The organism is Hymenobacter ruber (genome assembly GCF_054783255.1).
The window spans coordinates 163,218-188,424 of record NZ_BAAGQX010000003.1 but is presented as its reverse complement, the minus strand read 5'-3'; the positions used below and the strand labels follow the sequence as shown (position 1 = coordinate 188,424).

Here is a 25,207-nt window from a genome sequence, read left to right as displayed (position 1 = left end):
TTGGTTTAATCTGTTTCCAGTGCAGAAAAATCGTGTTCTTCTGCTGGCCGACTCAGAAAATCGGTATAGGCTGCAAGAAGGTGTTGCGAGACCTCATGGCGGTAGTTCGCCGAACGCTTCAAGTGAAAATTGAGTTTTTCGTTCTGAAAAACAGGCGGCCGTGGTAAAGCCTTGTTTGGATTCAATTGAACACCAATAAGTTGTTCTAATGCAGACCGCTTTGCAGGCGCGAGTCTTTTATTGCTGAGTATAGCTTGAGCTAAACGAATGGGTTCGACTAATTGCTGAAAATGCGCTACCAGTAGGGGGTAGCGGGCTTGCCAAGCTGGGTGGAACTGCGATGGGACAGCCGGTAGGTTACTCAAGTCCAGTTGGCATGTGCCATCGCCGTTCAGTACGGCCAGCTCCAAGACTTGAATGGATACTATGATGCGGTCTTTGAAGGAGATGCGGCCCAAATTTCCCTTTTTGTAATGTTGAAGAAAGCCGCTGACACGTAGTTGCCCAGGCGTCATTCCTTCTACTTGGTCTGTCCTGATGTCGTGAATACGGAAAAGCTCTACCCACTTCAGTTCATTGGCCGGTTTGCCACGCCGTCCCCTTTCATCCTCCTTGCCCGAACGAACCATCATATCGCAAGGCGGCGCCAACAGGATGTACCGTTTGCTGGCATTAATTTCAAAGATGTCGCCAAGAGCCAAAGGCGCATGAACCCGATTTAGGGCAGGGCCTTCAACGTATAGCTCAAGGCGCCGCATTTCGAGTGCTTTGTCGCTTCCATGGTCCCCGAATAGACGGGGATAGGCCAGTTGCCGCGCTGTTTGGACAAGTGTATTGAAACTGCTGGCTGTGGTCGCCGACAATAACTCTTCCCAACCGTGGCGCTTCTGCAACAAGAGAAACAGTCTCACCAGAGTTTCACCTTCCCATACCCCCTCATTCAGTGAGGATTTCAATACCATGTCATCGAAATCGAATACATCCAGCCGGTCCAGTTCTTCGCATGCTTGGCGACATGCGGTGGACATAGCCCGTTTAACCGTATTCTTCATTGAGCCGGCGTAGAGATTGAGCACCAGCATCTGGATACCCTCAGCAAGTCGGTCCGGCTTATCGTACCGCCATTTGGATATGGGTAGGAAGACGTTGGATGGAATCCTCCGCTCATTACAGATGATAGCCCCTTGTTGCTGTTCTCCCTCTACCTTGAATTCGTGAGAAAAGATGCCAAACAACACCCGTCCATCATAACCATCTACTTGTGCTCGAACAGCTTGTACTGCATGCTCCAGCATTGCCAGGCCATCAAGCGGAACGGTGTCGCCTGGAGGAAGGTAGCTGAACTGCTTATCAAAAAGGCACACTAACCGGCGAGTGACCGAAGCCTCAGCTAACCAAGCGTCGCGATGGTGTACCCACTTTTGAGGCGATACGGGACAGTATTCAATATGGCTGGGCAACAATGATTGCAGAGCTCCAGCTGCCAGACCGTCCATTGCATCGGGAATAAGATGCAGGGCTTGTATCTGTTCTATAATTGCAGTGCGTGCTGGTACATCAGCTGTCTCCCACCATTCAGTAATGTCCGCCTCCCAATCAGGCCTGGGACCTGCTAAGTCAGCGTCGAATAGGGGTTGGACCTCAGCCTTGCGACCAGTAAGAAGGCCCGCCACCACGTGTTCGATGACTTGAGTTGCGCCAAATTCAAAATAGTCATCAATGTACACGACCCGTTGAATCCCAAGGACATTCAACAGTTTGTGAACAACTTCGACTGATTGGGTTGCGGGTAGAGCGGGTAGAGAATTAGCCATGGCGGGCGCCGGTCAGGTCGAGCCGAAAAATATATGGGCGATTGAAGCGGTTGAGAGCTGGGAGCAAGTCAATGGAACAACCCATCGACTCCAGCAACTGACGAGTAATGAAAAGTCCCAATCCTCGACCTGTTTCGCGCGGTTTGGTAGTAACGAATGGCTCGAACAAATGCGGTACAATACCTGGGTCAAGGCCAACGCCATTATCGCTGATTTCGAGGTATGGGTCGTTGAGGCGTAGTATGATGCGGGGAGCCGTCACTACTTGCTGCCGGAGTGCCTCACGGAGCCAATATTCGGAGTTAATAACCAAGTTGTCGAGTACTTGCGTAAACTTTCCTCGACTGCAAAACAGTGTAAAGTCTTTGTCTGGCGCGATTTCAACGATAAACTTAATTCCCGCTTCTTGAAACCGAAGCCGACCCTCGTAGAACTCCTTCAAGCCTTCTACAAACTTGCTCATTACCAGTATCTCCCGCTTTTCGCGAAGGTAGCGAAGAGATGGGTCGAGGTGTTGAGTCTCGCGGCGCAAGGCATGCAGCGAGGAGCGAACGCGTTCGGTGAATAGAAATACTTCGGGAGCGGTGCTGGGTTGCTGGCGCAAAAAGTCTACCGTACGCTTTGTCTCATCCAGCAACCAGTCTACAACGTTGCCAATTTCATGAGAGAGCGCCTCAGCTGTGAGGCCCAGCCCGGCTAACTCGGTAACGTCGCTTAGTTGGTTGTTGAGCTGTTCCAACTGGCTTTCCAAAAACGTAGCCAGCGGGGCAAGATTCGTCAATTCTTGCTGTACCTGTTTGAGCAAATTAATGACCTCGGTGGCTTTGTTCAGTTCTTGCTGGGCCTCAGCCAGCAGTTTCTGTAAGGCCGCGTCGTTACCGCTTTCCAGCAATGGATTTTGACGAATGGCCGTGAGCTTTCGGTTGATGGCCGTGCTCACAGCCTCTACATTAACCTGCTGCGTTTTTTGCCGCAATGCGGCGACCTGCTCTGCAGTGCCACGGAGGCGGCCTAATACTTCGGTGGCCGATGAAATCTCAGCTTCCGCGACGGACTGCTGGTCTTTGTAATCATTGTAACGTCGACGCACGCGGTTTAAAACGCCATTGATTTCATCTCGCACCTTGTATGCAAGGGTGAAAAAATTGCGTGAGGCCAGATTCAGAACAAATCCCTCTCGGTCTGTTTTTTCCTCCAATACGCCGTTGTCCTTGGCGGTCAAAGAGATATAGCCAATCAGGTTTTTGGGCCGCAGCCCGTAAAATGATTTGCCCGAAGTAGTGCCGTGTTGGAATCCCATCCAATCATCGCCGTCAATGCCGTACGGACGTATGCCGAAGCCGTCGCGATAAATGCGAACCCCGGACTGGCGGCGGATATAAGCTTTGTAGTCATTAATCAGGTTGAATACCGATTCCTCTCCAGTAGCATCCGCGGCGTCGTACACCAGCTGGTCGATTTCGCCATGGAATGGCCCTGGGTTCGCTCCTTTGAGCAGGGTGGCCGGCTCATCTCCGTTACCGGACGCTACGAGGCCGTCAAGTCCCAAGGAAGCAACCTGCAGCCGGATTTCGTACTCAAAAAACCAGGTCCCGTTGCCGGGTTTTAACATGGCTAAACCCTTAGCATCTTTTAGGAACTCGAAAAAGTTGGCCCCGTTGTCACCAGCTATCAGCGCCTGGTAATCCCGAGCCAGTGCAGGGTCATTATTGCCTCGAAACAAGCTGGTTTTTGCCTTACCCTTTATGATAAGTTCTTGCCCGTCAAATGCAAACCGATATGTAGAAATCGCGGTGTCCCTGACGCCTTTAGTTAGTTCGAACAGGTCGTAAGCGATGTTATCAATCTGCAGGTTAATGCGGAAGGATTTGGCCGGCTCGAAGGGCGATATGAGTTGAGCCAATGTGCTCATGAGCGCGCTTCGGCTACTCGGCTCCTGCCAGATTTGATGATTTTGTAGCTCAGTAATGACGAGCTTGGTGCCTGGTCGGCCGTTATCGGGCATCCATGTGGCGAAGGAGACCGGAACGTCCTGCAAGCGGCGGTTCTCTTGAAAATCTTCCCAGTTGACGCCTACATGCACCCCAATATCAGCAGTCCGCCATTTCGGCGGAGACCCTTCTGGAGCCTCGAAAATGGGGTATTCTTTCAGGGAGAAAAGGTCCAATCTGCTACCCAGACGCTGAGCACTGAGCCGGCCCACCCCTTTGCTTCCCAGAAAGGCTCTTTTGTACTTGGGTGTTGTGATACCCAACTCATTCACGCCGCGCTTTAGCGAAAAGGAGATGTAAAGCCATCCCTTAGTCACATCGGCTTCATCCATACCCGTTCCAGTATCGGAAAGGGTAATGTAACCGGGCGTTGTAGTTGGATTCGAAACCGCAAATGCCAAGTCTTCCTCTACGTAGGTGGCCCGTGTATCTACCACAATGCTCACGCTACGTGCGTCGGCGTCGTAGCTGTTTTTCACCAACTCAATGAGGGCGGTTACTTCATCCGATACCAATTGTTCACCCAGTTGCCTCACTACGTGGGCACTAATGACAAATTGCTTTTCGTTCTCCTCTGCACCACTCATAGAGTGCGGAATATAAGGATACGTTCTTTCTTCATTGTGTCGGCCGTGTTGTTGCGGCTGGCCATTCGCTTGTGGTGAATGGTGCGTTCAATGGCGGTCACATACTTTACATTGCGCGTAGCCATCAACTCCTTGAGAATTATATCGATGGGTATTTCAATATTGCTGACCCGTCGACTGGCCACTGTCCAGCACAAATAAGCGTTGGAGTTCATCTGCGCTAAAATGTTGCCCAAGCAAACGTCCAAATCCCGGTAGAACGAAGCGATACGCGCCGCGGGAGCGTAGACCTTACTGCCCGTCATCAGCTGCAGCGTGGCCCCCAGCGTGGCGGATTTACTGGTCAAAGTTGCAGTAAGGGCAGCCAGTTTCTGGTGCTCCAAGGCTCCGCCAAGGCTGCGTCGGTCAATCTCTTGAGTTGTGGATAACAGGGTCGGGTCAACGTTGTGAGCAATATCACTCAACTCAATCCAGTTCAGGGCGAGGTAAGAGTGCTGGCCGTAGGGAACCGTAGTAGTGTTGTCCCCGTACGGCGGCGACGTCACCAATAAATCATACTTTTGCGTTGTATCAGGCAGCGATACTGCCTTCTCTTGAGTGTTTGCCAGTTCAGCGCGGGCTTGTCCTTTATACGTCGCCCGCTTGACCAGCAATCGCGCTTTGGCCAGCGTGAAGTGAAAGTCCTTTAAGTCTTCACACCCGCGCTTGGCCAGTAGTTCAAAGGTGTCTATCGCGTTGATTTTACGTTCATTAGCTTCTTCGGTGGCCCGTGCGTGGAGCTTATAGGTGGACGTACGGTCATTGCTGGTTAGTCGAATGGTTTCCGCCAGAATGACCCACAGAAATGGTCTGGCTTCGGCAGGCTGCGCAACGATAGCCCGGCGTAAGCGGGAGAGGTCGCGTTGAACATCCGAACGAAACCATTTGCTAATGCCTGGAAAATTCACTTCAACGTCCAGTCTCTCATCGCCGCGCGCTCCCTTAACAACTGCTACGACTTGGTGCTGCAGCCGCCGGTAGCGGAATGGTTGTGTTTTGACGTTGGCCAGCAGAACGGCCAGCGGATTGATGTCTTGGCCCACGCATGTAAGACCGTTGCGCATCCCAGCTACCAGCGCGGTGCCAGAGCCTACGAAGGGGTCGTAGAGTGAAGCCGTAGTAGGCTTCACCTTGCACAGCACTTCGATGAGGCGCCGTTGCACCTCTGGTACCATCATAGCCGGGTATTGAAACAACGCGTGTGCTAACTGACGCCGGTTGCGGTCTGGCAGGCTCCAGTACAGTGGGTCACTCGCGGTTTTTTCCGATAAGAGCTTAACTAGCTTTGAATCAAGTTTTTCGGGTGATGGTGGCGCTTTTTCCCTTTTGGGAAGATTATGCGGTAGAAAGAGTGGTAGAGGTTGCATAAGAAATGAGCTTGTTTCAGGCCGAAGCAGGGCGTAGCGAAGTCAGAAAAGGACTGTACCGCCAGAGCAAATACCTGAGACGGCAACGGAAATCCCCCGTTTTTTACAAACCTAACGATTTCGCCGCGTTGTATCGCCGCTGTTGGAGGTGGGTTTGCCAGCAAATTTCGTTATGAATCGAGTTCTGCCACCTACGCAAGTTGTGAAGGCGCTTTTGATGGGATTTCTGTCCATCATTAGTTGACTACTAACCGTTGGGTGAGCTTCGTTGCCCCAGCTTGTACCTGCAAAGAGTACACGCCGCCAGATAATCCAGTAAGGTCTACGCAATGGTGCAAGCCTTGAGCTGGTAATACAACGGTGTATTGCCGTTGGCTACGGCCCAGTGCATCCACCAGTGTAATCGTGGCTGAATTCCCGGCCGCAATGGCCGGAATAGTTATCAGGGTCTCGTAGTGGGCGGGGTTTGGATACACTTGCACCTTCTGTAGCTGAGCGGTTGAAGTAGTTGCTAAAGCTCCGTTATCGGTGAGTGATGCGAGAAACCCGATGGAAAGGGTGGTGGAACTCGTTACGACGTAACTCCCAAAACTGGCCGGACGCGAAACAAAGCCTCCCACGTAGATGCTTGTTCCGTTAACTGCTATAGCGGCACCAAAATCATTGGATGTTCCGCCTGCAGATTGTGCCCAAGTAAAACCACCACTGGCTCCTGCATCGGTGAGCTTGGTCACAAATACATCCCCGCCTATTGTTCCGGTATTGTAAAGCGTAGCATTCCCGACGCGAAGTCCATTAGTGGTGAAGCGACCTGCTACGTAAACGCTGGTGCCGTTCACGGCAATAGCATTCGCCACGTTGTCTCCACTACCGGTAGTTGATTGAGTCCATGTTGCTACACTTGTCGCTCCCGCGTCGGTGAACTTCGAGACGAAAACGCCTGCTCCTGCGACGTATACGTTGGCCCCATTTACGGCAACCGCATTGGCGTAACCTGCGACTCCCCTCAAAGTCCACGTAAAGCTCCCTGAGGTACCCGTGTCGGTCAGCTTGGAAACAAATACATCACCGCTACTATTTGTATTAGTGAGTGTTATGTTGCCAAATGTAGCAATAGTCCCACCGCTGAAAGTGCCCACTACATACACGTTCACTCCGTTTACCGCAATGGCAGTTGCTTGCTCCAAGTTCAATCCATTGGATTGTCGAGCCCATGTGAAGCTGCTCGTTGTGCCGTTGTCAGTTAGCTTGGTAACGAACATGTCGTAGAAGCCCGAATTTGTTAACGTGATATTACCAAACGTCATTGCAGGGCTCAAAAACCATCCCGTCGCGTACACGTTTCCGCCAGCAACTGCGATTCCAGTGGCGGAATCGTCATCATTCCCCCCTGCTCGTTGAGCCCAAACGACTTGGCTGCTCGTGCCCGCATCGGTGAACTTGACGATGAATGCATCTCCAGTACGTGGGTTGCTACCGCCGGCATTGTTTAAGGTAGTGTTGCCAATAACCACTGAGGAGCTGTAGAAAAACCCTGCTACATAAACGTTTGGACCGTTTATCGTGATGGCGGTGGCCTCGTCTCTGTCTGCTCCGCCTACCCGTTGCGCCCAGACAAACCCTCCATTGGTGTTCCATTTAGCCACGAAACCATCCTCCAATCCAGCACTGACTAGTGAAATGCTCCCGAAAGAGACGGTTCCTTGGAAGCGTCCTGCCAAGTACACATTCCCAGATGCATCCGCGGCTGTAGCCTGTACAATGGAATAGTTGGATGTGGGAAGCGTCGATGGCGCAATTCCCACAGCTCCTTGCCAAGCGGGAGCTTGAGCGTGACTATTTTCTCCCCAGAGCAAAAGGAGAAGAAGTATGACACTTCGTAATGTAAACGTGAAGAGGTTTTTCATGGAAAATACTGGTGGAAGAATGCGCATTGATTGAGCGATAAGAGGTTAAAGTCGGATTCAAAAGTAATGATTGTTTGCTGCGCAATAACTTATATGTTATTGCCGGTGGCGCGGTTGAAGACGCACTTTGTTGCCGCATGGCAGGCAAAGAGATTCATCCCATATTGGTCACCTTAGCGCGTCGGCTCAAGGCTTTGCGGGAGGCACGGCACCTGACCCTGATGGAAGTGTTGGACGTGACCAACGTTAACGTGGGCCGGGTCGAATCCAACAGGCAAAACGTAACGGTGAAGACCCTCGTCACCCTGACAGCCCATTACCATGTTACACTGGGTGAGTTATTCGAGGGTATTGAGGAAGAAGCCGAGGAGAAGGACTCAGCTTAAGTTTACTACGCAGCGTACAGTCAATGGTTTGGCCATCAGGTAATTTGGATGGCATGATGCCCAAGTGTTGTTATACTAGTATACTGAGCGAATTTGCAAAGTAGAATCACACCGCAAATTTCCTGGGTGGGGTGCCTCACCCGGATGGGAGGAGGGGGAGGGGGGTGATGTTAGCGGATACATGGGGGAGGGGGGACGTGAAAGATGCCGGATTATTGAGGTATTAAGGGTTAACAGTGCTCAAGGGGGATGTTTTTATCGTTCAAATTGCTGGAAAGGGGTTTTTGCCAGTGACTATCTACTCCATTATTTAAGCGTAGTGTTGCCTTGGCGAACTCAAAAAATGAGAAAAGCTTGGGTTGAGTACTGTTATTTTTTGGACTTTAATAAAGCGCAAAGGGAGCCAGTCCTTAGTGGACCTCAGTCTTTCTTGTTTTTCAGAAACACACGGCGTAAGCGTGATTTGGAAGAGCTTTTGGTACGCTTTGCACGGGTAACACTCGGCGCTTCTGGATTGAGAAGGAGCGCCAGAAATGAGTGAAGCGGGACAACCGAAGAAGACGGAAAAAGGGCCTTTCTACTACGGAAAAGCTTGCGAAGGGCTTTCGGTGTGGTAGGTGAATGCTTGCTGTATGAAGCTTGCAGTTGATACCTATGTGCTGAGTCAGCACGCATCTCCTTCGTCGGCGTCGTTCGTCCCGGAAGCTCAACTTTAGTAAAGCTCAGGGTGTCGCCGAGCCAATTTTCTTCTGGTGGAAACTGGCCAGTTGATGCATGTTTGGTTGGGCGAGGGTTGATACTAAGCAAGTACAAATCGGTGAATGGGGTTTGCTTACTTTGCCCGTGTAGGATGCCAAACTGGTCACTTCTGTGGCTGGAACTACCCAGGTAGCCATACGCCATCTTAGACTTCATCCGCTGGAAAACAACTGGGTTGGTACCCTTCGTTATGTATGGTACTCCACTATTCAGCGCTTTTAACAATTCGTCTGCACCGTGGCCATCTGCGCGGGAGAAGTACAGTTTCTTCCCACCTTCCTTCCAGTAAAGAGGCTCAAGGTAAAGTCCATTTGGACCGGCCTCAGTTTCCTTCATCCACTTGTCACGGAATAAATCTTCGACGGATGGCTTACCGCCTTTGCTGGCCTGCAAGTCGCTTAACCCCAACAGCAGGAAATGCAAGTGGATATGAGCGGTTTCGTCTTTCCCTTTCTCAATTTCGATTGATTGCAACCCTCCGGCAATGGCTTGATGCCATCGCCGAGCTTGAGCACCGTTTCCTGCTCCTCGTAGCTCTCTCGCTTTCTTGAGGAGCCCGTCGAAGTAGAAATCAGTGTTTTTATTATCAATGGTTGAATGAGCAACACTCAATACCATATGAAATGGGCGGTAATCCAGTAAGGCGGAAACATTGCTGTAGTAGAACTGCTTGAGGTTAGCCCATCTTTTCATTTTCAGGGCATTCTGGCATCTGGGACACAATTTGTGCCCGCAATGCGAACGTCCGTCACTTCCAGTAAGGGGCATGCTGCCACATGCATGAATTCTGTTCGAAGCGTACAGCAGGCTCTTTTGTACTGGGTGACCCACACTGTATCCGAATGATTCAGTCCTCAACCAATGTGCCATCTGTTGGGCTTCATCATAAAGCCCAATGGATAGGGGTGAAGATGTTTGCTTATTTAACAAGGGGAGCGCGTTACAAAAGATGAGGGAAACACAGGGCAAAGCGATGCCTGCCCTTGTAAAAAGAGTTGGATTGAATAGCCATTTTTTGCTGCAGCTGTGCAGGCTGGCAAAGCGCCAGGTTGCCCATGACGGGGTATTGGCGCCTGCAATAATTTGTATTCTACTCGGGGCCCCGAGCACAAGCATCCACAGCCTTGCAGGCCAATGAATGAGCTGTTGTCACCTCATCCTGGGTTGCCCATTGCCCTGTCCCATAGCACATAGTGTAAGAGGTTTCCTATGCGCTACGCGCTACTTTATGGGTGTGAAGCCGTTCTCACTCCTTTTGACCAATCTACTGAAACGAAACGAAAAACATTCCCCTTTGAAGCAGAAATATGTTGTGGGCAGCTTCTCCGGGCTCGGCGATAATCAAAAACCTAGAAGTCAATAAGTTACATACGAGTGCGTGGGCTGACGTTGTTAAACTTTTCCTGCATCTGTACTCGCCCATTCTCCGTATTTTGAGTGTAGCCTCTACTGTTCGCCACAGGTGCGTAAGAATATCCGGTTTACTTCCCGTAGATGAACACTCTTAACTTGAATGATATAGCGGGGTTCCAAGACCGTTACCTTCATCTTTGCCGCGTACTTGGAGCAAAGCCATTGGCCGATAATCCAAACCTAATCACTTTGGAAGAAGAGTGGCACCAGCGCGCGCCTCGAAGTAAGTGCCTGGCTGAAGTTGTGCACATCACCAGCATAAGCGCCGACCCCAAATCATACTGGCAAAGTATTATGCGGGAAAACGGTTATACCAAACATGGTTACCCGTTCCAAAGGATACCTACAAACCCCTTGAACACAAGGCGTGAGGTATAAATGACTCGCTTTGCATGGGCTTAGTAAATCGAATCGAGGCTGGATGCTATTAAGCACGACGAGCATACTTGCGGCGTCCATCAGGCTGGGTTAACTCTTGCAATACTGCCATCACTTGGCCATGCTTCAGCCGCAGGGCCCGCCCTCCAATCCGGTTAGCCTTCAACTTGCCTACCTTAATCCAGTCATATGCTGTTTGGGGACGGACACCTAATACACGAGCGGCCTGCTGGACAGTTAGCAGTTCATCATGTTGCTGAACTGCAATTTCGTTTGCTGTTCGCTCAGCTAAAAGGGACTTGTATTCTTCGCGTGCCGCTTGTCGCGCATAGCGCTCAATCTCTGTTAAAACCGGCAAAAGCAGCGTTTCAAGCCAAGTGTTTCGAAGGGGTAATACCGCATTAATTCCATGCGGGGCATAGTTGGTAAGTGGCTGGCTTGTTGGCATGTGAGTCGATTTCATACTCACTTTACGAAAAGCCCGGCGGGCCCGTTACCGGTGCTTCTGGGATTATTTTCCTTCCTTCCCCCAAACCTGAGCAAAGTCAGCGAGGAGTCTTTCCGGGGTTACCTGGATGTAGCGACGGAATGACTTGAAGTCCTTGTGACCGGTGGCTTTCATTATGGTTTCCCATGAAAGGCCGCCTTCCAGAGAGAGCGTAACAAAAGTGCGTCGGCCAGTATGGGAGCTAATCACTGCATACTTGGGTAGTATTTCACTGGTTCGTTGGCTACCTCGATACTCAACCTGTTCAATTGGAGTATTCAGTTTAGCCAGCATGGCTACATCTTTGATGTATTTATTGAGCTTTTGATTCGAGATGGGACGCACTTGGCCAGCCCACAGCTTCTCTAATAGTGGAAGAACTGGGTTGCCCCGGAGGGGAATGGATAACTTTTCGCTGGTCTTTTGAGCGGTTAGTTTTAACCATTCCCCTCTTTGGTGTTCAGGCCGTAGCGCCGCCACATCAGAAAAGCGTAGCCCGGTGTAGCAACTGATTAAAAAAAGTGAACGGGCATTTTCGAGGCGAGCTGAATCTGGAAGCATCGAAACGTTAACTTTTTCCAACGCATGAAGCTCACGCTGAGTAAGCGCTACTACATCAGGGTCGCGACGAACCCATCGCCAGCGCTTGTAATCTTGAGATGGATTACGACCGTGTTCGTAGGCATCACTTAGAAAAGGCTTAAAATGAGCTAAATGTTTCGATATACTGTTGTCAGCAAGTCGAGCTTCGCTAAGTAGGTAAGCCGTGAAATCATGCCAAAAATGACCCATGAAACTCTCGTAGGTCAACAGCTTACCCGTGTATTCTTCGTAATGGCGCAAGTGATTATACAGCGTACCCAGAGCTTTTACCGTGTTGGGGCGTCGTGTACGGGCGAGGCGTTCTTTATAATCGAGCAGGTCAGTAAGAGGAGAAACGACTGCTGGAACAAGTGTCTCAACCGGTGCCGACTCTGGCTCAATAGCGTCCCGTAGCTGTTTGTCTGAAGGCAATATTCCCGCAGCCCGGCATTCTGCCCAATAAGCCAACAATCGCTTCCCCATTCGTTCCAGGCTGGCGTTCAAAGACTCATTGGCCTGCTTCAAGTCAGGGTCTAACCCGCGTCCCTTAGTAATGGCTGATTGTATTCGGCCACCGGCCCAGTACACTGGACTAATCTTGTCTCCTGTATACAACCGAATGCGACGTTGACCATTCTGGGGATTGAACCAAATAAAAATTGCGGTTGGCTTATCAGCCTTTGGCTCCTTTAAGTGGAAGGATACAGTTGCCACAGTTTCGAAAAGTTAACAGATGTCGCGAAGTATGCTTGGGGTACAGTGTGGGGTACAAACTTGCCGTAAAAGGGCGTAAAAAACACCATTGTGAAGAGATTGAATTTTGTGTAAAAATGCCTCTACGGGTGTTTTTGCGGGTTTACGTAGTGAAAGGATTGGTGTTGTCTGCGGTACGTGGTACTCCCGTCTCCGGTACAAAGTTCAGTACACACAAAAAAGCCGGCCACTTCGCAAAGTGGCCGGCTTTTTTGTGTGTACTGGCTGGGCTATTCGTGTACCACGCGGCGGGTTTCGAGGCTGCCAGCCGTGCGGACCTGCAGCACGTACACCCCGGCACCCACGCTGCTCAAATCAAGCGGCTGGGTGGTGCCCTGGGGATTGGGCGTAGCTACCGATTGGTGCGCGATGGTGCGGCCCAGGGCATCAAACATCGTGAGCTCGATGGGCTGGTGGTAGCCGGTAAGAATTACGCTGATGCGACCATCCGGTGTGGGGTTGGGAATCACGCTCAGGCTGCTGCCGGCCAAGGCCCGCTGCGCCGATAGCACGGTTTGGGCCGCCGAGAAGGGCGACAGGCAGCTGCCGAGGGTGCTACCCGCTACTAGGGTCTGCACCGAGTAAGACCCATTGGCGATAACTGTGAGGGTGCGGGCGGTGGCCCCAACAATGGGCAGGCCATCGCGGTACCACTGGTTGCCTGTGGCGTAGCTGCTGGTGAGCACAAGGCCATTGCGCGTGACCACCGGGGCGGCTGTGGCTGGCAGCACCCGCACGAGTACCGATGTGGTATCGCCGCAGCTGGTGCCGAAGCCGGTGAGGGGCGACACGGCCAGGCTGTAACGGCTGGTGCGCGTGGGGGCCACGCTGATGGTGGCACTGGTGGCTTGGGCCTGGTTCAGGCCATCGCCGCGCACCGTCCAGAGGTAGGCGTAGGTCTGGGGTACGGTAGTGTTGTTGGAGAGGCGGCGCACCGAGTCCGGGCGCATGGCGTTGGCCTGGAGCACCAGGGTGCCGCCGGCGCAGAGGTCGGCTGAGCCACCGCCGGCCACCCCGGCCGTTACGAGCGAGGCCGCGTTGTTGCGCACAACGCGCACCACCACCACGCGGGTTTGCACGCCCTTCACGGGCGCCGCATTGTCTTCAACCCGGAAGTTGAGGCGAATGAGCCGGCCTACCATGCTGGGCGAAGGCTGGAGATACAGCGTGCCGACCGGGCTCTCGGTACCATTGCCGGTAATGGAGAACGAGCCGATGTCGCCCGAGGACAGCAGCTGGGGGTTAGTGTTGATATCGGCCGGCAGCGTGACGGTGAGCAGCTGGTGGGCGCTGGGCGTACGCAGGTTATCGGGGTCGGTGAAGTTGAGCGAGACGCGCGAGAAGCTGCACGAGGCAATGTCGATTTGCGTGGAATCGACGGTGTTGTAGGTGCTGGTACCGGAGTTGATGGTGCGGGCCACGGCCACCACTGGCTTGGGCACGTTGTTCGCCCCGCAGTCGATAACGATAATCACGGCCTCGCGGCGCACGCGGCCCACCACGCGGCGCACGCCGTTGATGCGGCGGTACTCCGTCACTTCCACTGTTACCTGGTACTTGTTGCGGCCATCGGCGGCCGACGTAGCCGGGCTGTACACGTTCGGCATGAATGTGATGGTGCGGGCCGTCTGGTTGAGTTTGAAGCGCGGACGTCCGGTTAGCAGGGGGCAGCTGCCGGTCGTATCCAGTGCTACCGGGATAGGCAGTGTGGGGGTGAAATTATTATTGCCCAAGGCCACTGGGCTAAACAAGCAAACCGGATTCGAGGAAATCAGTACGGGGGCGGGCTGATTGAGATAGGGCGCATATGAAACGACGGTCCCGCAGGCACTCAGAGGCGCAACCAAGGCGTACACCAGCGAGTCGCCATCGGGCTCGATGGAGGAGAAGCCGAGGGAGTTACGCTGGTTCACGCACGCATATTGAACCGGAATGTCCTGTGGGTCGAACTGGGGCGAGCTGTTGGCCACCGTGGTGCTGCCGCTGCTACGGTTGTCCAGGTAGGCTTCGGCGTACAAGTCTACACCGCTAGCGCTTAACAGGTTGGCGATGTCGGGACGGCTGCCTTGGCTCGTACTCATCGTCCACTGGCCCGGGGGCAGGGTTACGGTTGCTTCGTAGTTGGTGAAATCGTAGAGCGGGTAGAGGGCCGATGGGCTGGCGCAGGTACCGGGTGTGTTGGGCCCCAGCGGGTTGGCCGCAATGGTAACGCCCTGCTGTACGAGCGGAGCCGTAACGGTAGCCGTCGCATTGCAGCCCCCGTTGCGGCACGACAGCACGAAGGGCGATGCCTGGATACCAGAGCAGTCGCGGTAGAGGCGGAATTTCACCCGGTACTGGTTATTGCCCAGCGAGGTGTAAGTCATGTCGCAGCCCAGCAGGTGAGAGGCCTTTGCCGCCGGCAGCCCGCCCAGCAGGCCACCCAGAAGCAGCAGCATGAATAGAACAAAGGGTAAACGGTTCTTCATGTGAGAGAATTGAAAAAAGTGAAAGGAAAAAGGTGATTGAAATCGGGGGTAATATATCAATGAAATTCAAGGAAATAGCGAGTGGCAGCCATGCGTCTCCAGTGCCCCGACACCGAAAACGCATGGCTGCTCAAATGGTCGCGGCAAAAACTATTCGCGCACAATGCGCCGGGTTTCCAGGCTGACGGCGGTGCGCACTTGCAGCACGTAGACGCCCGTGCCCAGCCGCGCCAGGTCCAGTGCCTGCGTGGTGCCCTGCGGGTTGGGGCTGGCGATGGCGGCGTGGCTCACCGGGCGGCCCAGGGCGTCGAGCACGGTGAGCTCGACGGGCAGGCGGTAGCCGGTGAGCGTGACGCTGAGGCGGCCGTCGGGCGTGGGGTTGGGCGCCACGCTCAGGCTGGCCCCGGCCAGCGCCCGCTGGGCCGATAGCACGGTTTGCGCCGCCGACATGGGCGTGGTGTAGCTGGTGCCGCCAATCACGACGGTTGCCCGCACCGTGTAGGTACCGCCGGTGGTCACCACCAGGGTTTGGCCCGTAGCACCCGCAATCAGCTGGCCGTTGAGGTACCACTGGTTGCCAGTGGGGAAGTTGCTGGTGAGCACGTTGCCGGCCCGCGAAATGACGGGCGCTACCAGCGGCGACAGCACCTGCACCAATACGGAGGTAGTATCGCCGCAGCCGCTGCCGCCAATGGTGGGAGTCACCGTGAGAAAATACCGGCTGGTGACCGTCGGGGTCACGGTGATATTGGCCGACGACGCCTGGGCGGCGTTCAGGCCATCACCCTGCACGCGCCACTGGTAAGTGTAAGTTTGCGCGGCGGTCGTATTCAGGGCAATGCGCCGGACTGAGTCGGGCCGCTGGGCCAGCCCCTGGATGTCCAGCGAGTTACCCAGATACACGAAGGGATTTGGGCTTCCCGCAGTATTTACCACCGATGCAAAGGCTTTGCGCAGCACTTTGATGACGATGACGCGGTTCTGGCGGCCCTTCACGGGGCAGGCGTTGTCCTCAATCCGCACATTGATGCGGATAATGCTGCCCGCCGTGGTAGGGGCCGGCTGGAAGTAGAAGGTACCCACCGGGTTCTCGGTGCCATTGCCGCTCAGGGTGAAGGTTCCCACGTCGCCGCCGGCCAGCAGCTGCGGGTTGGTGTTGATGTCGGTGGGCAGCGTCACGGTGAGCTGCTGGTGGGCGCTGGGCGTGCGCAGGTTGTCGGGGTCGGTGAAATTGAGGCGGACCCGCGCGTAGTTGCACGTGTACACCGTGAGCTTGGTGGTGTCGGTCGTATTCACGGCCCCGGCGTTGGAGGCCGCCGTCGCGCTGGTGAGGTGGCCCGGGTTGGGCACGGTATTCGCCCCGCAATCCATCACGATAAGCATGGCCTCGTGGCGTATCCGGCCCACCACGCGGCGCACGCCATCTACGCGGCGATACTCGGTGGCTTCAATTGCTACCTGATACTTGTTGCGGCCGTCAGCTGCTTGTGTGAGTGGAGCATAGTAGCTCGGCGCAAACGTGATGGTGCGTGCTTCCTGGTTCAGCCGGAAGATTGGTACACCCTGCTTAATCGGGCAGGTGCCCGTCGTATCGAAGCCTACGGGCATGGGTAGGGTGGGCGTGTATAAGCTGCCTCCCAGGTAGGGCGAAATATTCAGTACGCACAGCGGGGTCCTGGTGATGATGATGTCTGCAATACCGAAATATGGGCTGGGGGCATAAGTTACCGGCGTGCCACAAGCCGCCAGCGGTGCGGCCAGCGAATACACCACGGAGTCACCATCGGGCTCCATGGCCGAGAAGCCGAAAGTGGTGCGCTGGTTTACGCACACGTACTGAATCGGAACATCCTGGCCATCAAACTGCGGTGAGGTGTTGGCAACGTTTGAGCCCCGGTTGTCCAGATATGCTTCGGTGTACAGGTCGGGCATACCTACAATGTTGGCTACCGTAGCTCGGGCGTAATTGTTGGTGCTCATTGTCCATTGCCCGGGGGGCAGCGTCACGGTAGCCTGGTAGTTGGTGAAACTGTAGAACGAATAAACCAACGAAGGGGTGCCGCAGCTACCGGGCGTGCTGGGACACAGTGGCAGCGGAATCACCGGGTTGGCCTGCGGTACGAGCGCGGCCGTTACGGTGGCTGTGGCATTGCAGCCGCCATTGCGGCATTCAAGCGTGTAGGCAGGATTCAGGATGCCCGAACATTCGTTGTACACCCGCAGATTGACGCGGTACTGGTTGCTGCTCAGGGCAGTGTACGTCATGTCGGCCCCGAGTATGTGCGAGGCCCGGGCCGGCTCCAGCCCCACCAACAGACTGCCTGCAAACATGAAAAGGAAGGCCAGAAGTAAGTGTTTTTTCATGCTGAACGGAAGGAAAAAATCGACAAAATGGTACCGGGCACCTTCCGCCGAGGCGGTGGTACAGACAAGCGTATCGAACGATAAAGTGCCCAGGTTAAGGCATTTATGCAGTGCGCAATTTTGGTTCCAAAAAGATGGAATTAAACCCGGTTTTTTTGTTCAGTTTAAGCACAACCAGCCTCAGCGCTTCAGCAACGAGATTTTGTGATTGAAAAACGGAAAAATATTTAGCTGCTTTTGTTCCAGAGCAAGCCAGGCTCTCGGCCCGATGTGTAATTGCCCTGCCCTAAGCGCGGGCCACCCGCGGGCCAAAGCCCGCCCGAAACAGCACATATAGCCCAGCCACCGGCAGCGGGCTCACCACAAAATCCAGAATCTGGCGGCTGAGCCGGTAGGCCCACACGGCATCGCCGGCCAGCTTGCCCACCAAGGTAATGCCCACATATATGCCCAGAATGCCGGCATACAGCTTCACCGCCATGCGCCATTGGGCCGGGGCCAGCACCAGGCGCAGCAGCAGCAGGCAGATGCCAAGGTAAAGGGCGGCGTAGGTGGCCACAGCGGGCAGCAGGCGCTTGGTAATACCGCCATTGATGCCCTGTTGCATAGCCGCCGCCAGGCGATGCAGGCCAAAGGCGGCCAACAGCCGTTCCCACATTACCGTCAGAAAGGTAAGGGCCGGGTCATCGTAGATGCCAATGAGCAGCAGCGCCAGCAGCAGTAGCGCCGTTAGCGTCCAGCGTCCCACCTGCGGGGAGCGTGTTGCAGGTTGAATGTAAAGCGAATCAGGCACCTACAAAAGTCGTAGACGGAGCAGAATGTTGGCTGTCGTACACGGCCAGGCGTTTGGCCCACAGCATCCACAGGCCGAAAATGAAGCCGTACACCACGAAGGTGTATGTGTAGTGGTGGTTGAAATAGACCGACCGATAGGCGTAACTGTGGTTGATGGCCAGCGCTGCTACGCGCAATATATTTAGTGTCCAGATGAGCACCATGCCTGCCGGAATAAACCATAGCTTGCGCCGCCAGGGGCCAGGAAAAGCCAACACAAACCCACCGAAAAGCGCATAAAGTACCAGCCCATTGCAGGGGATGCCCACAATCACGGAAGGGTGGCCGTTCATCAGCAGCAGGTAGGCGTTAGTCGGAGCCACGGCTGCGTCGAAACCTATGGTTCGCAGCAGACGGACGCTGGTTTGGGCGATGTTGGCACACAGGGCCAAATCCAGGTGGCCATCGAGGGCCAGCCACTGTTCGTAGCTAAAAAACCAGAGCAGGTACATGCCTCCGGTTAGCAGCAAAAAGCGCAGCAACTGCCGGCTACCGTAATCACGAATGGCGGGAGAGGTAGGCATAAAACCAGGCATAAGCCGTCAGAAACGCATTGTCTAACGCCACTCCGGCCAGTGGCGGGGGGCGTTAGGCAATGCGTTTCTGACGGCTAAAGGAATAAATAAAGTAGCTATACCTTCTTGCGCCGCGCCCGCAAGTGCTTGACGCCGTAGGCAACGCCGCCGGCCAGCAGCAGCGACACACCACCGTCGATGGGCGTGTTGGTGGGGTCTGGGTCCGGGTCGGCTCCCGGGCCGCCGTTATTGGGCTGTGCCAGGGCGATGGCGCTGGAAGCAATTACCAGCGCCAGGACTGGAAGTAAACGCTTGAGGAAAAGTGACTTCATAGAGATGGTGCCAGACAGTGGGGTAAATTGATAAATGCACGTGAAAGTAGGAGGGTGTAAAAGTAGAAGAATCTTTTAATTATACCTCTAAATGATGCCAAATTCTACATTGCCTTCACTGTTTGGAACGTGTGATTGGAATTTAATGCCTGATTTTTAGGGTGATACACAAATAATATGTGTTGCTCGAAGAGATGCCGGCGATAGGATGGATGGCGTGGCACGTCTGAATGAGTCCGAGGCTCCGGTGCCGGACAGCCCCGGCCTTGTGCCTACCTTGCAGCTACTGTTTTGCCCATTGCCTTACATATGAATCCTGCTTCTGATACCCCCCCCGTGCCGGCGGCACCCGTCGATTATCATCCTCTCATCCGCCAGGTATTTTCGGAGATGGGCAAGGTGGTGGTGGGCCAGCAGCCCCTGCTCAGCCGCTTGCTGATTGGGCTGTTTACCGGCGGGCACATCCTGCTGGAAGGGGTGCCGGGCCTGGCCAAAACCCTCACTATCTCGACCCTGGCCAAAGTACTGCATCTGCACTTCCAGCGGGTGCAGTTTACGCCCGACCTGCTGCCGTCGGACTTAGTGGGTACGATGATTTACAACCAGAATCAATCGGTTTTTGAAGTGAAGAAGGGGCCGATTTTTGCCAACCTCGTGCTTGCCGACGAAATCAACCGCTCGCCCGCCAAGGTGCAGAGCGCCCTACTCGAGGCCATGCAGGAAAAGCAGGTGACCATCGGCGATACCACCTATCCGCTCGACCTGCCTTTTCTGGTGCTGGCCACCCAAAACCCCGTGGAGCAGGAGGGCACCTACCCGCTACCCGAGGCGCAGGTAGACCGTTTTATGCTCAAGGTACACGTCGACTACCTCAAGAAGGCCGACGAGCTGGAGGTGATGCGCCGCATGGCCAACCTAAGCTTCGTAGAAGATGTGCAACCCATTCTAACTAAGGACGATATTTTCGGCATTCGTCAGCAAATTAATCAGGTGCAGATTTCGGATACCCTGGAAAACTACCTGATTGAGCTGGTGTTTGCTACTCGCCGGCCGGCCGACTACGACCTGCCCGAGTTTGCCCAGGCCGTGCAGTTTGGAGCCAGCCCGCGGGCCAGCATTGCCCTACACCGCGCCTCCAAAGCCGTAGCCTACCTCGAAGGCCGCGACTACGTGCTGCCCGAAGACATTAAGGAAGTGGCAGCCGATGTGCTCAACCACCGCATCCTGCTCACCTACGAGGCCGAAGCCGATGGCATTCGGACCCAGGATTTGATTGAAGCTATTCTGCGGAAGGTGCCCATTAGCTAGACGCACAGCAAGGCAAAGGCCACAAAAAAAGGGCTGACCAGTTGGTCAGCCCTTTTCTATGGGATGCGGAGTGGGTGGTGGTTATTCCACTACCACGCGCTTCACTACCAGGTCGGTACCCGATTTCAGCGTCAGCGTGTACACGCCGGGAGCAAGGCTGCTCACGTTGAAGTCGGTGGTGCCGCCAGCCACGGGCAGGTTCAGCTGACGCGACTGCACTACCTGGCCCAGGGTGTTGCTCAGCGAGGCCGAAGCGGCGCGCAGGCTGGTGGGCACGCTGAGCTGGAAGCTCTGGTGTGCCGGGTTGGGGTACAGGTTCACGGTAGCGGCCAGGGCAGCGTTCTGCGTAGCCGTTACCACGGCCAGGCGCAGGTTATCGATGCCCATGTCGTCGTTGCCATAGTCCGAAGTGGCCTGGAAACGGATAACCGTAGTGGCCGAAGTGCTGGCGATGGTAACAGTTTTATTCGTGAAAGTAGCGTTGGTGGTAGCGGTGAGTACCGGAGTGGCGCCAAACGTGAGGCCACCGTCTGTGCTCACGAAAACTTCGACTTTGTCGGTACCGCTCGGGTTGATGAAGTCAAAGCTCAGTTGCTTGGTACCCGTGCCGCTCAGGTTGGCGTACAGGTCCAGCTTGCCAGGAATGGTCGTGTCAACTGCACCAAACGAGTGGAAGCGGGCCGAGTGGCTGCCTACGCTGGAACGAGTAACGTAGGGCGGGATGGGGAAGGCGGTGGTGGGCTGCTCGTTGTCGGGGTAGCTCCAGTTTGCCGAAGAGCCGCTCAGTGTAGCAAATCCGTCGTCTTCGCGGCGCCAGGAGTTGTTGCCGGTAGCGGGGGTGTTGCGCCAGTTAACTGTTGGGATATCGCGAGTTGCCAAGGCATCATCTGCCCAAGTAGCCTCAAACCCTTCGGTGTAGGGCAGTGTAACATAGGTGGGCGTGGCCAGTGGTGCCAGGCCCACGGCGCAAATGGTGAATGCACCTTGAGTATCGTTGGAGCCGTAGCCCGACACGAAAACGTAGTAGGTGGTGCTGGGAGTAAGGCCATCCACTCGCAGGGGAGCCGCTACAGTGTTGACAGCAGTGCCGGCAGCGCAACCTACAGAGGTGAAAGGACCCGCGGCGCTTGCGGCCGAGAATACTCGTACCTGCCCGGCGGGTGCGCCGGTTACCGTGATGTTAACGGAGGTGCTACCCACGCCGGAAGCGGCCGTGGTGAACTTGAACCATACGTCTTTCGGGTTGGCAGCAATGCCGCAGCCAGGGTTGACATAGCCATTTATTGCAGTCGTGGTAGCGCCCAGGTTGGTGCCATTGGTCGGCGTGCAGGTGGCAGCAAGCGGGAGGGTGATGGCGCCGCTCGGGTTGTCGTTAGCAAGCGTAACCGGGTTGGTAACGCAGATATTGAACTGGCCGGTAGCCGTGGCATTGTAGCTGCGAACACGCACGTACAGTACGGCGCCAGCAGTTTGTCCCGTCAGGCTCAGCGCCGAGAAACCGTCTGTGCCAGCGGGGTTGTCGTCGTTGCAACCCAGCGAAGTGAGGGCGCCGCAGGTTCCTGAGTAAATCTCAATAACGGTGTCATCCACTAGGCTGCCGGTGGCTGCGCTCGTGGTTACTGCTACGTTGCCGCTGGTGGGCACGGTTACGGTGTACCACACGTCGGCCAGGGGGCCAAGGGCAGCACCACCGCACGAAGGCGCTGGGATTGGAGCCGTGCTGGCAGTAGCGCCCTGGTTGGTACCGAGCGTGTTGGTGCAGGTAGTACCAACCGTGAGCGCAATGGCGTTGGCGCAGTCATCGTTGGCTGGTGCGGTGGGCAGCGTCGTGAAGGTAGTGGTAGCGGCGGACGAGGTCTGGCCGGCGGCGCAGTTCGTGATGATGCTTACCGTGTAAGTCGTGCCCGGGGTGAGGCCGGACAGGGCAATAGGCGAAGCAGTAGGGGCCGGGGTAACGGTGGTAGCGGTGCCGCCGGTGGGCGTGTACGTTACCGTGTAGCTGGTGGCGCCGCTAGGAGCGGTGAAGCCCACCGAAGCCGCCGTGCTGGTGATGCCCGTAGTGGTCAGGGCCGTGGCGGTGCCGCACGACGCCGGTGCGCCCAGGGTTACGTCCAGGGCCAGGCGGGTTTTGAGCGTGGTGGCGTTTACGTCGGTCCAGGTAGTACCACCGGTGGTGGTGAAGAAGAACGTGCCAGCGCGCAGCGGGTCTTCTACCTGGTTGCCCAGGCCCAAGTTGTTGTCAAGCTCTTTGATGGCTACGTAGAAGCTGCCGGTAACCGGTATGTTCGGAATGGCAGTAGCCATTGCGCCCGTAACGGTAGGCCGGGTGAGCGTGGCGGAGGTATAAAGGAGTGCACCAGGGCCTGTAGCCCCAGCCGCGTACACCTGCAACTGGTAAGTGGTAGCACCTGAGCCAGCCCCCGTGAAAGTAGGCGTGATGCTGGTGACAGCGGCAGCAGTCGAAGTAGAGTATTTAACGGCCAAGACCCCGTTGGCAGCACCAATCCCAACGGCGGTACTTGCAAAAGGCTGGGTCGTGTCTACATAGCCCTGGCTGGCGGCCGTTACGGTCTGGCTGTAAGTAGCCGAGTTGTTGGTGGCGTTGTCATCGGCAGGCACGCTTACCGTCAGCGTATTTACCCCGGCAGTGGTCACCGGATAGGCCGTAAACGTAACGGTGGTGCTGGCCCCGGCAGCCAGGCTGGCTACCGTTTGGGTATTGGTAAACGTAGTGGCTCCGGCTACCGTCAGCGTAACGGGCAGCGCGGTTAGGGCATTGCTGCCCGCGTTGCGGATAGAGGCGCTAACCGTCACCGGCGACCCGTAGGTGCTTGACACGGTGCCCAGCGTTTGGATGTTAGCTATGCCCGCATCGTTGGCCGATGTGGGCAGGAAACGGTAGGTCCGGCCGGCATCGGGCGGGAAAGTGTTTCGCACAAAGTGCGTGGGCAGCGTGGTCGCCACGGTGCCCGGCGTGAAGGTTGTGGTCGTCCAGGCCGTTGCGCTGCTGGTTTTGGAACCCAGCAGGCGGTCGGCGAGGCCGTTGGTCGTGCCCTTCAGGCCCACCAGAAACGGCTGGCCGGTGGCAGTACCGGTGCCGGCCACCCAGGTGCCATACACGAATTCAATTCGGTTAGAGGTTTCGTAAAACTTCAGCTGAAACTGCATCGACGCGAACTGTGCCGGGGCACTGGCCGAAAGCTTATCAGCCACGTTTTTCCACTGAATGGTGGTTACGCGGCTGCCCGCCGTGCCGGAAGTGAATACGCGGTATTCGGCCGTAGCCGTGGCCGACGTTTGCAGGTCGATGTTCGAGAGCGGCGCTACAATGTTAATATCCAGCGGGTCAGCGCTGCCAATGGGATTGACCAGGGTGGCTGCGGAAGGAGCCGCAGTGCCCAGTTTCACGTAGCCATTGGTGTTCAGCACAAAATCCGTGAATGCCGTGCCATTGAACGTGAACGTGAAGCCCAAAGGCGTTGCCGCCGAGTTCGCATCATCGGTGCTGCTGGTGGCGATGACCGTACCCGTGGTGCCCAGGTCGGTATAAGTGCCTGCGGTGTTAACTGCGTTTGCTGAGGAGTAGCCCAATTGGGCATGGGCCGCAAACGGCAGTAACGCAAACGGCAACAGCCGCCCGGCGCGTTTAAGCCGGCTCTGTAAGTTTGTTAACATGAAAAATGAGGAAAAGTGGGAAATATTGGGATGATTAACTGGCAGGTGAATGGAAGAAAGTAAGAGCAATAATGCTGATTCAGGGGACAAATTACGATGCCGCGCCGAAACACGACCGTATTATCGACTGACAGTTCTTTTAGTGCGACGTTGAGGCAGTTGTTGCAGATGCAGCCCTGAGCAGGTGCGCTGCATTCTGGGCGGCATCGCAGCCAGCCACGGGTACAAAGGTGCGAGGCGGCTCTTCGGGGCGCGGGGCCAGGCCGTAGGTGTAGGTCTTGTCGTAGTAATCGAGCACCAGCTCCACCATCAGCGGGAAGTCGCCGGCGGCCACGGCGGCCAGCGCCTGTTTGGTGGCCAAGCCGCCTAGGCGTTTCTGCAGCCGTTCGATAGCTTCGGCCAGCAGGGCCGGGTCTTCGGCCCCGTACTCGGCGGCCAACTTGGCCACGCGGGCGGCGCGGGGCACTTCCAGCACCCAGCGCGGGGCGGCGTGCAACTGGGCAAACAACGCGGCCGGAATGGTGAGCCGGCCAATCTGCCGGCTTTCGTCTTCCACCCAAATGGGCGCATCAGTGGGCAACTGGGCCAGGGCGGCGGCCAGGTTGTTCTCGAACTGCTCCTGCGTGGGCTGGGCCGGCTGCCCGATGCTGCCAAAGGCCGAGCCCTTGTGGTGGGCCAGGCCTTCGAGGTCGAGCACATACTGGCCGGGTGTGGCCGCCAATTGGTGCAGCACGTCGGTTTTGCCGCTGCCGGTGAGGCCGCCCAGCACCCGCCACTGCCGGGGCTGCTCGAACGAATCCAGCACCGCCCGGCGGTATTCCTTATACCCGTGGTCGAGCAGGTGCACCTTGAAGCCGGCCAGCTCCAGCAGCCACAGCACCGCGCCGCTGCGCATGCCGCCGCGCCAGCAGTGCAGGCGCACTTCCTTACCTGGCACCAGCTTTTTGGCCTGTTTCACCATCTGTGACATCTTCGGCCCGAAAAACTCCAGGCCCAGGTGCACGGCCCGCTCCTGGCTCACCTGCTTGTAGGTGGTGCCGATGCGCGCCCGCTCCTCGTCCGTAAACAGCGGCAGGTTGAGCGCGCCCGGCACGTGGCCCTGCGCAAACTCAATCGGGGCCCGCACGTCGAGAATCGGGTAGGGGAGGTTCTGGAATTCAGAAAGGGGGTGGCGGGGCATAGCTGCGGTGGTACGTGAGTTTGGGAAGGATGGCTGGCGGTTGAGTGGCTTCGCCAGCTTTAGGCAGG

The 25,207-nt window shown here is 55.8% G+C and carries 16 protein-coding genes; 2 read left to right on the top strand and 14 right to left on the bottom strand.

Going from position 1 to position 25,207, the window contains the following annotated elements:
- Positions 1 to 5: 5 nt before the first annotated feature.
- The 4 genes from ACYVM5_RS07870 to ACYVM5_RS07855 all read right to left on the bottom strand — a co-directional run bounded on the left by ACYVM5_RS07870 (position 6) and on the right by ACYVM5_RS07855 (position 7,705).
- The gene (locus ACYVM5_RS07870) at positions 6 to 1,814 is read right to left on the bottom strand and encodes a hypothetical protein (protein WP_460617586.1); all 1,809 of its coding nucleotides are present in this window, start codon (positions 1,812 to 1,814) and stop codon (positions 6 to 8) included.
- Entirely contained in the window at positions 1,807 to 4,392 is a 2,586-nt protein-coding gene (locus ACYVM5_RS07865; RefSeq protein WP_460617585.1) for a sensor histidine kinase, read from the bottom strand. The genes ACYVM5_RS07870 and ACYVM5_RS07865 overlap by 8 nt, the downstream gene beginning before the upstream one ends.
- On the bottom strand, positions 4,389 to 5,798 hold the full coding sequence (locus ACYVM5_RS07860) for a TRM11 family methyltransferase (RefSeq protein ID WP_460617584.1): 1,410 nt from the start codon (positions 5,796 to 5,798) through the stop codon (positions 4,389 to 4,391). The genes ACYVM5_RS07865 and ACYVM5_RS07860 overlap by 4 nt, the downstream gene beginning before the upstream one ends.
- 236 nt (positions 5,799 to 6,034) lie before the next feature.
- Positions 6,035 to 7,705 carry a T9SS type A sorting domain-containing protein gene (locus ACYVM5_RS07855; RefSeq protein WP_460617583.1) on the bottom strand — a complete coding sequence of 557 codons (1,671 nt, stop codon included), beginning with the start codon at positions 7,703 to 7,705 and terminating at the stop codon, positions 6,035 to 6,037.
- A gap of 74 nt (positions 7,706 to 7,779) precedes the next feature.
- Here ACYVM5_RS07855 and ACYVM5_RS07850 point away from each other — a divergent pair, with 74 nt between their 5' ends.
- Positions 7,780 to 8,091 (top strand): helix-turn-helix domain-containing protein, encoded by a 312-nt coding sequence (locus ACYVM5_RS07850; RefSeq protein ID WP_460617582.1) that lies wholly within the window; start codon positions 7,780 to 7,782, stop codon positions 8,089 to 8,091.
- Between the two features lie 420 nt (positions 8,092 to 8,511).
- Here the strand turns inward: ACYVM5_RS07850 and ACYVM5_RS07845 are convergent, their stop codons facing one another.
- The 8 genes from ACYVM5_RS07845 to ACYVM5_RS07810 form a co-directional block, all read right to left on the bottom strand.
- On the bottom strand, positions 8,512 to 9,543 hold the full coding sequence (locus ACYVM5_RS07845) for a hypothetical protein (RefSeq protein ID WP_460617581.1): 1,032 nt from the start codon (positions 9,541 to 9,543) through the stop codon (positions 8,512 to 8,514).
- Positions 9,544 to 10,690: 1,147 nt separating this feature from the next.
- The gene (locus ACYVM5_RS07840) at positions 10,691 to 11,104 is read right to left on the bottom strand and encodes a helix-turn-helix domain-containing protein (protein ID WP_460617580.1); all 414 of its coding nucleotides are present in this window, start codon (positions 11,102 to 11,104) and stop codon (positions 10,691 to 10,693) included.
- Between the two features lie 48 nt (positions 11,105 to 11,152).
- Positions 11,153 to 12,424 carry a site-specific integrase gene (locus ACYVM5_RS07835; protein WP_460617579.1) on the bottom strand — a complete coding sequence of 424 codons (1,272 nt, stop codon included), beginning with the start codon at positions 12,422 to 12,424 and terminating at the stop codon, positions 11,153 to 11,155.
- A 269-nt stretch (positions 12,425 to 12,693) separates the two neighbouring features.
- Complete coding sequence (locus ACYVM5_RS07830) at positions 12,694 to 14,901, bottom strand: T9SS type A sorting domain-containing protein (protein WP_460617578.1); 2,208 nt, start codon at positions 14,899 to 14,901, stop codon at positions 12,694 to 12,696.
- Between the two features lie 180 nt (positions 14,902 to 15,081).
- Positions 15,082 to 17,295 (bottom strand): T9SS type A sorting domain-containing protein, encoded by a 2,214-nt coding sequence (locus ACYVM5_RS07825; protein WP_460617577.1) that lies wholly within the window; start codon positions 17,293 to 17,295, stop codon positions 15,082 to 15,084.
- A gap of 286 nt (positions 17,296 to 17,581) precedes the next feature.
- Positions 17,582 to 18,088, bottom strand: coding sequence for an XrtX-associated membrane protein (locus ACYVM5_RS07820; protein WP_460617576.1), 507 nt, complete (start codon positions 18,086 to 18,088; stop codon positions 17,582 to 17,584).
- Entirely contained in the window at positions 18,081 to 18,653 is a 573-nt protein-coding gene (xrtX, locus tag ACYVM5_RS07815) for an exosortase X (RefSeq protein WP_460617575.1), read from the bottom strand. Before xrtX ends, ACYVM5_RS07820 begins: the two co-directional genes overlap by 8 nt.
- A 107-nt stretch (positions 18,654 to 18,760) precedes the next feature.
- The gene (locus tag ACYVM5_RS07810; protein ID WP_460617574.1) at positions 18,761 to 18,976 is read right to left on the bottom strand and encodes a PID-CTERM protein-sorting domain-containing protein; all 216 of its coding nucleotides are present in this window, start codon (positions 18,974 to 18,976) and stop codon (positions 18,761 to 18,763) included.
- 309 nt (positions 18,977 to 19,285) lie between these two features.
- On the opposite strand from ACYVM5_RS07810, the gene ACYVM5_RS07805 reads away from it, so the two are divergent.
- Positions 19,286 to 20,284 carry an AAA family ATPase gene (locus tag ACYVM5_RS07805; protein ID WP_460617573.1) on the top strand — a complete coding sequence of 333 codons (999 nt, stop codon included), beginning with the start codon at positions 19,286 to 19,288 and terminating at the stop codon, positions 20,282 to 20,284.
- 81 nt (positions 20,285 to 20,365) lie between these two features.
- Here ACYVM5_RS07805 and ACYVM5_RS07800 read toward each other — a convergent pair whose 3' ends face one another.
- Positions 20,366 to 23,959, bottom strand: coding sequence for a T9SS type A sorting domain-containing protein (locus tag ACYVM5_RS07800; RefSeq protein ID WP_460617572.1), 3,594 nt, complete (start codon positions 23,957 to 23,959; stop codon positions 20,366 to 20,368).
- Positions 23,960 to 24,098: 139 nt separating this feature from the next.
- Positions 24,099 to 25,139: a tRNA 2-selenouridine(34) synthase MnmH gene (gene mnmH / locus ACYVM5_RS07795; RefSeq protein WP_460617571.1), complete on the bottom strand. Its 1,041-nt coding sequence runs from the start codon at positions 25,137 to 25,139 to the stop codon at positions 24,099 to 24,101.
- Between the last annotated feature and the right edge of the window lie 68 nt (positions 25,140 to 25,207).

Excerpts from the sequence above, each read along its gene's own strand:
- ACYVM5_RS07855 (WP_460617583.1), bottom strand. The coding sequence starts at position 7,705 with ATGAAAAACCTCTTCACGTTTACATTACGAAGTGTCATACTTCTTCTC.
- ACYVM5_RS07825 (WP_460617577.1), bottom strand. The coding sequence starts at position 17,295 with ATGAAAAAACACTTACTTCTGGCCTTCCTTTTCATGTTTGCAGGCAGT.
- ACYVM5_RS07800 (WP_460617572.1), bottom strand. The coding sequence starts at position 23,959 with ATGTTAACAAACTTACAGAGCCGGCTTAAACGCGCCGGGCGGCTGTTG.
- mnmH (WP_460617571.1), bottom strand. The coding sequence starts at position 25,139 with ATGCCCCGCCACCCCCTTTCTGAATTCCAGAACCTCCCCTACCCGATT.
- ACYVM5_RS07870 (WP_460617586.1), bottom strand. The coding sequence starts at position 1,814 with ATGGCTAATTCTCTACCCGCTCTACCCGCAACCCAATCAGTCGAAGTT.
- ACYVM5_RS07865 (WP_460617585.1), bottom strand. The coding sequence starts at position 4,392 with ATGAGTGGTGCAGAGGAGAACGAAAAGCAATTTGTCATTAGTGCCCAC.
- ACYVM5_RS07845 (WP_460617581.1), bottom strand. The coding sequence starts at position 9,543 with ATGAAAAGATGGGCTAACCTCAAGCAGTTCTACTACAGCAATGTTTCC.
- ACYVM5_RS07810 (WP_460617574.1), bottom strand. The coding sequence starts at position 18,976 with ATGAAGTCACTTTTCCTCAAGCGTTTACTTCCAGTCCTGGCGCTGGTA.
- ACYVM5_RS07830 (WP_460617578.1), bottom strand. The coding sequence starts at position 14,901 with ATGCTGCTGCTTCTGGGTGGCCTGCTGGGCGGGCTGCCGGCGGCAAAG.
- ACYVM5_RS07840 (WP_460617580.1), bottom strand. The coding sequence starts at position 11,104 with ATGAAATCGACTCACATGCCAACAAGCCAGCCACTTACCAACTATGCC.
- ACYVM5_RS07805 (WP_460617573.1), top strand. The coding sequence starts at position 19,286 with ATGAATCCTGCTTCTGATACCCCCCCCGTGCCGGCGGCACCCGTCGAT.
- xrtX (WP_460617575.1), bottom strand. The coding sequence starts at position 18,653 with ATGCCTACCTCTCCCGCCATTCGTGATTACGGTAGCCGGCAGTTGCTG.
- ACYVM5_RS07860 (WP_460617584.1), bottom strand. The coding sequence starts at position 5,798 with ATGCAACCTCTACCACTCTTTCTACCGCATAATCTTCCCAAAAGGGAA.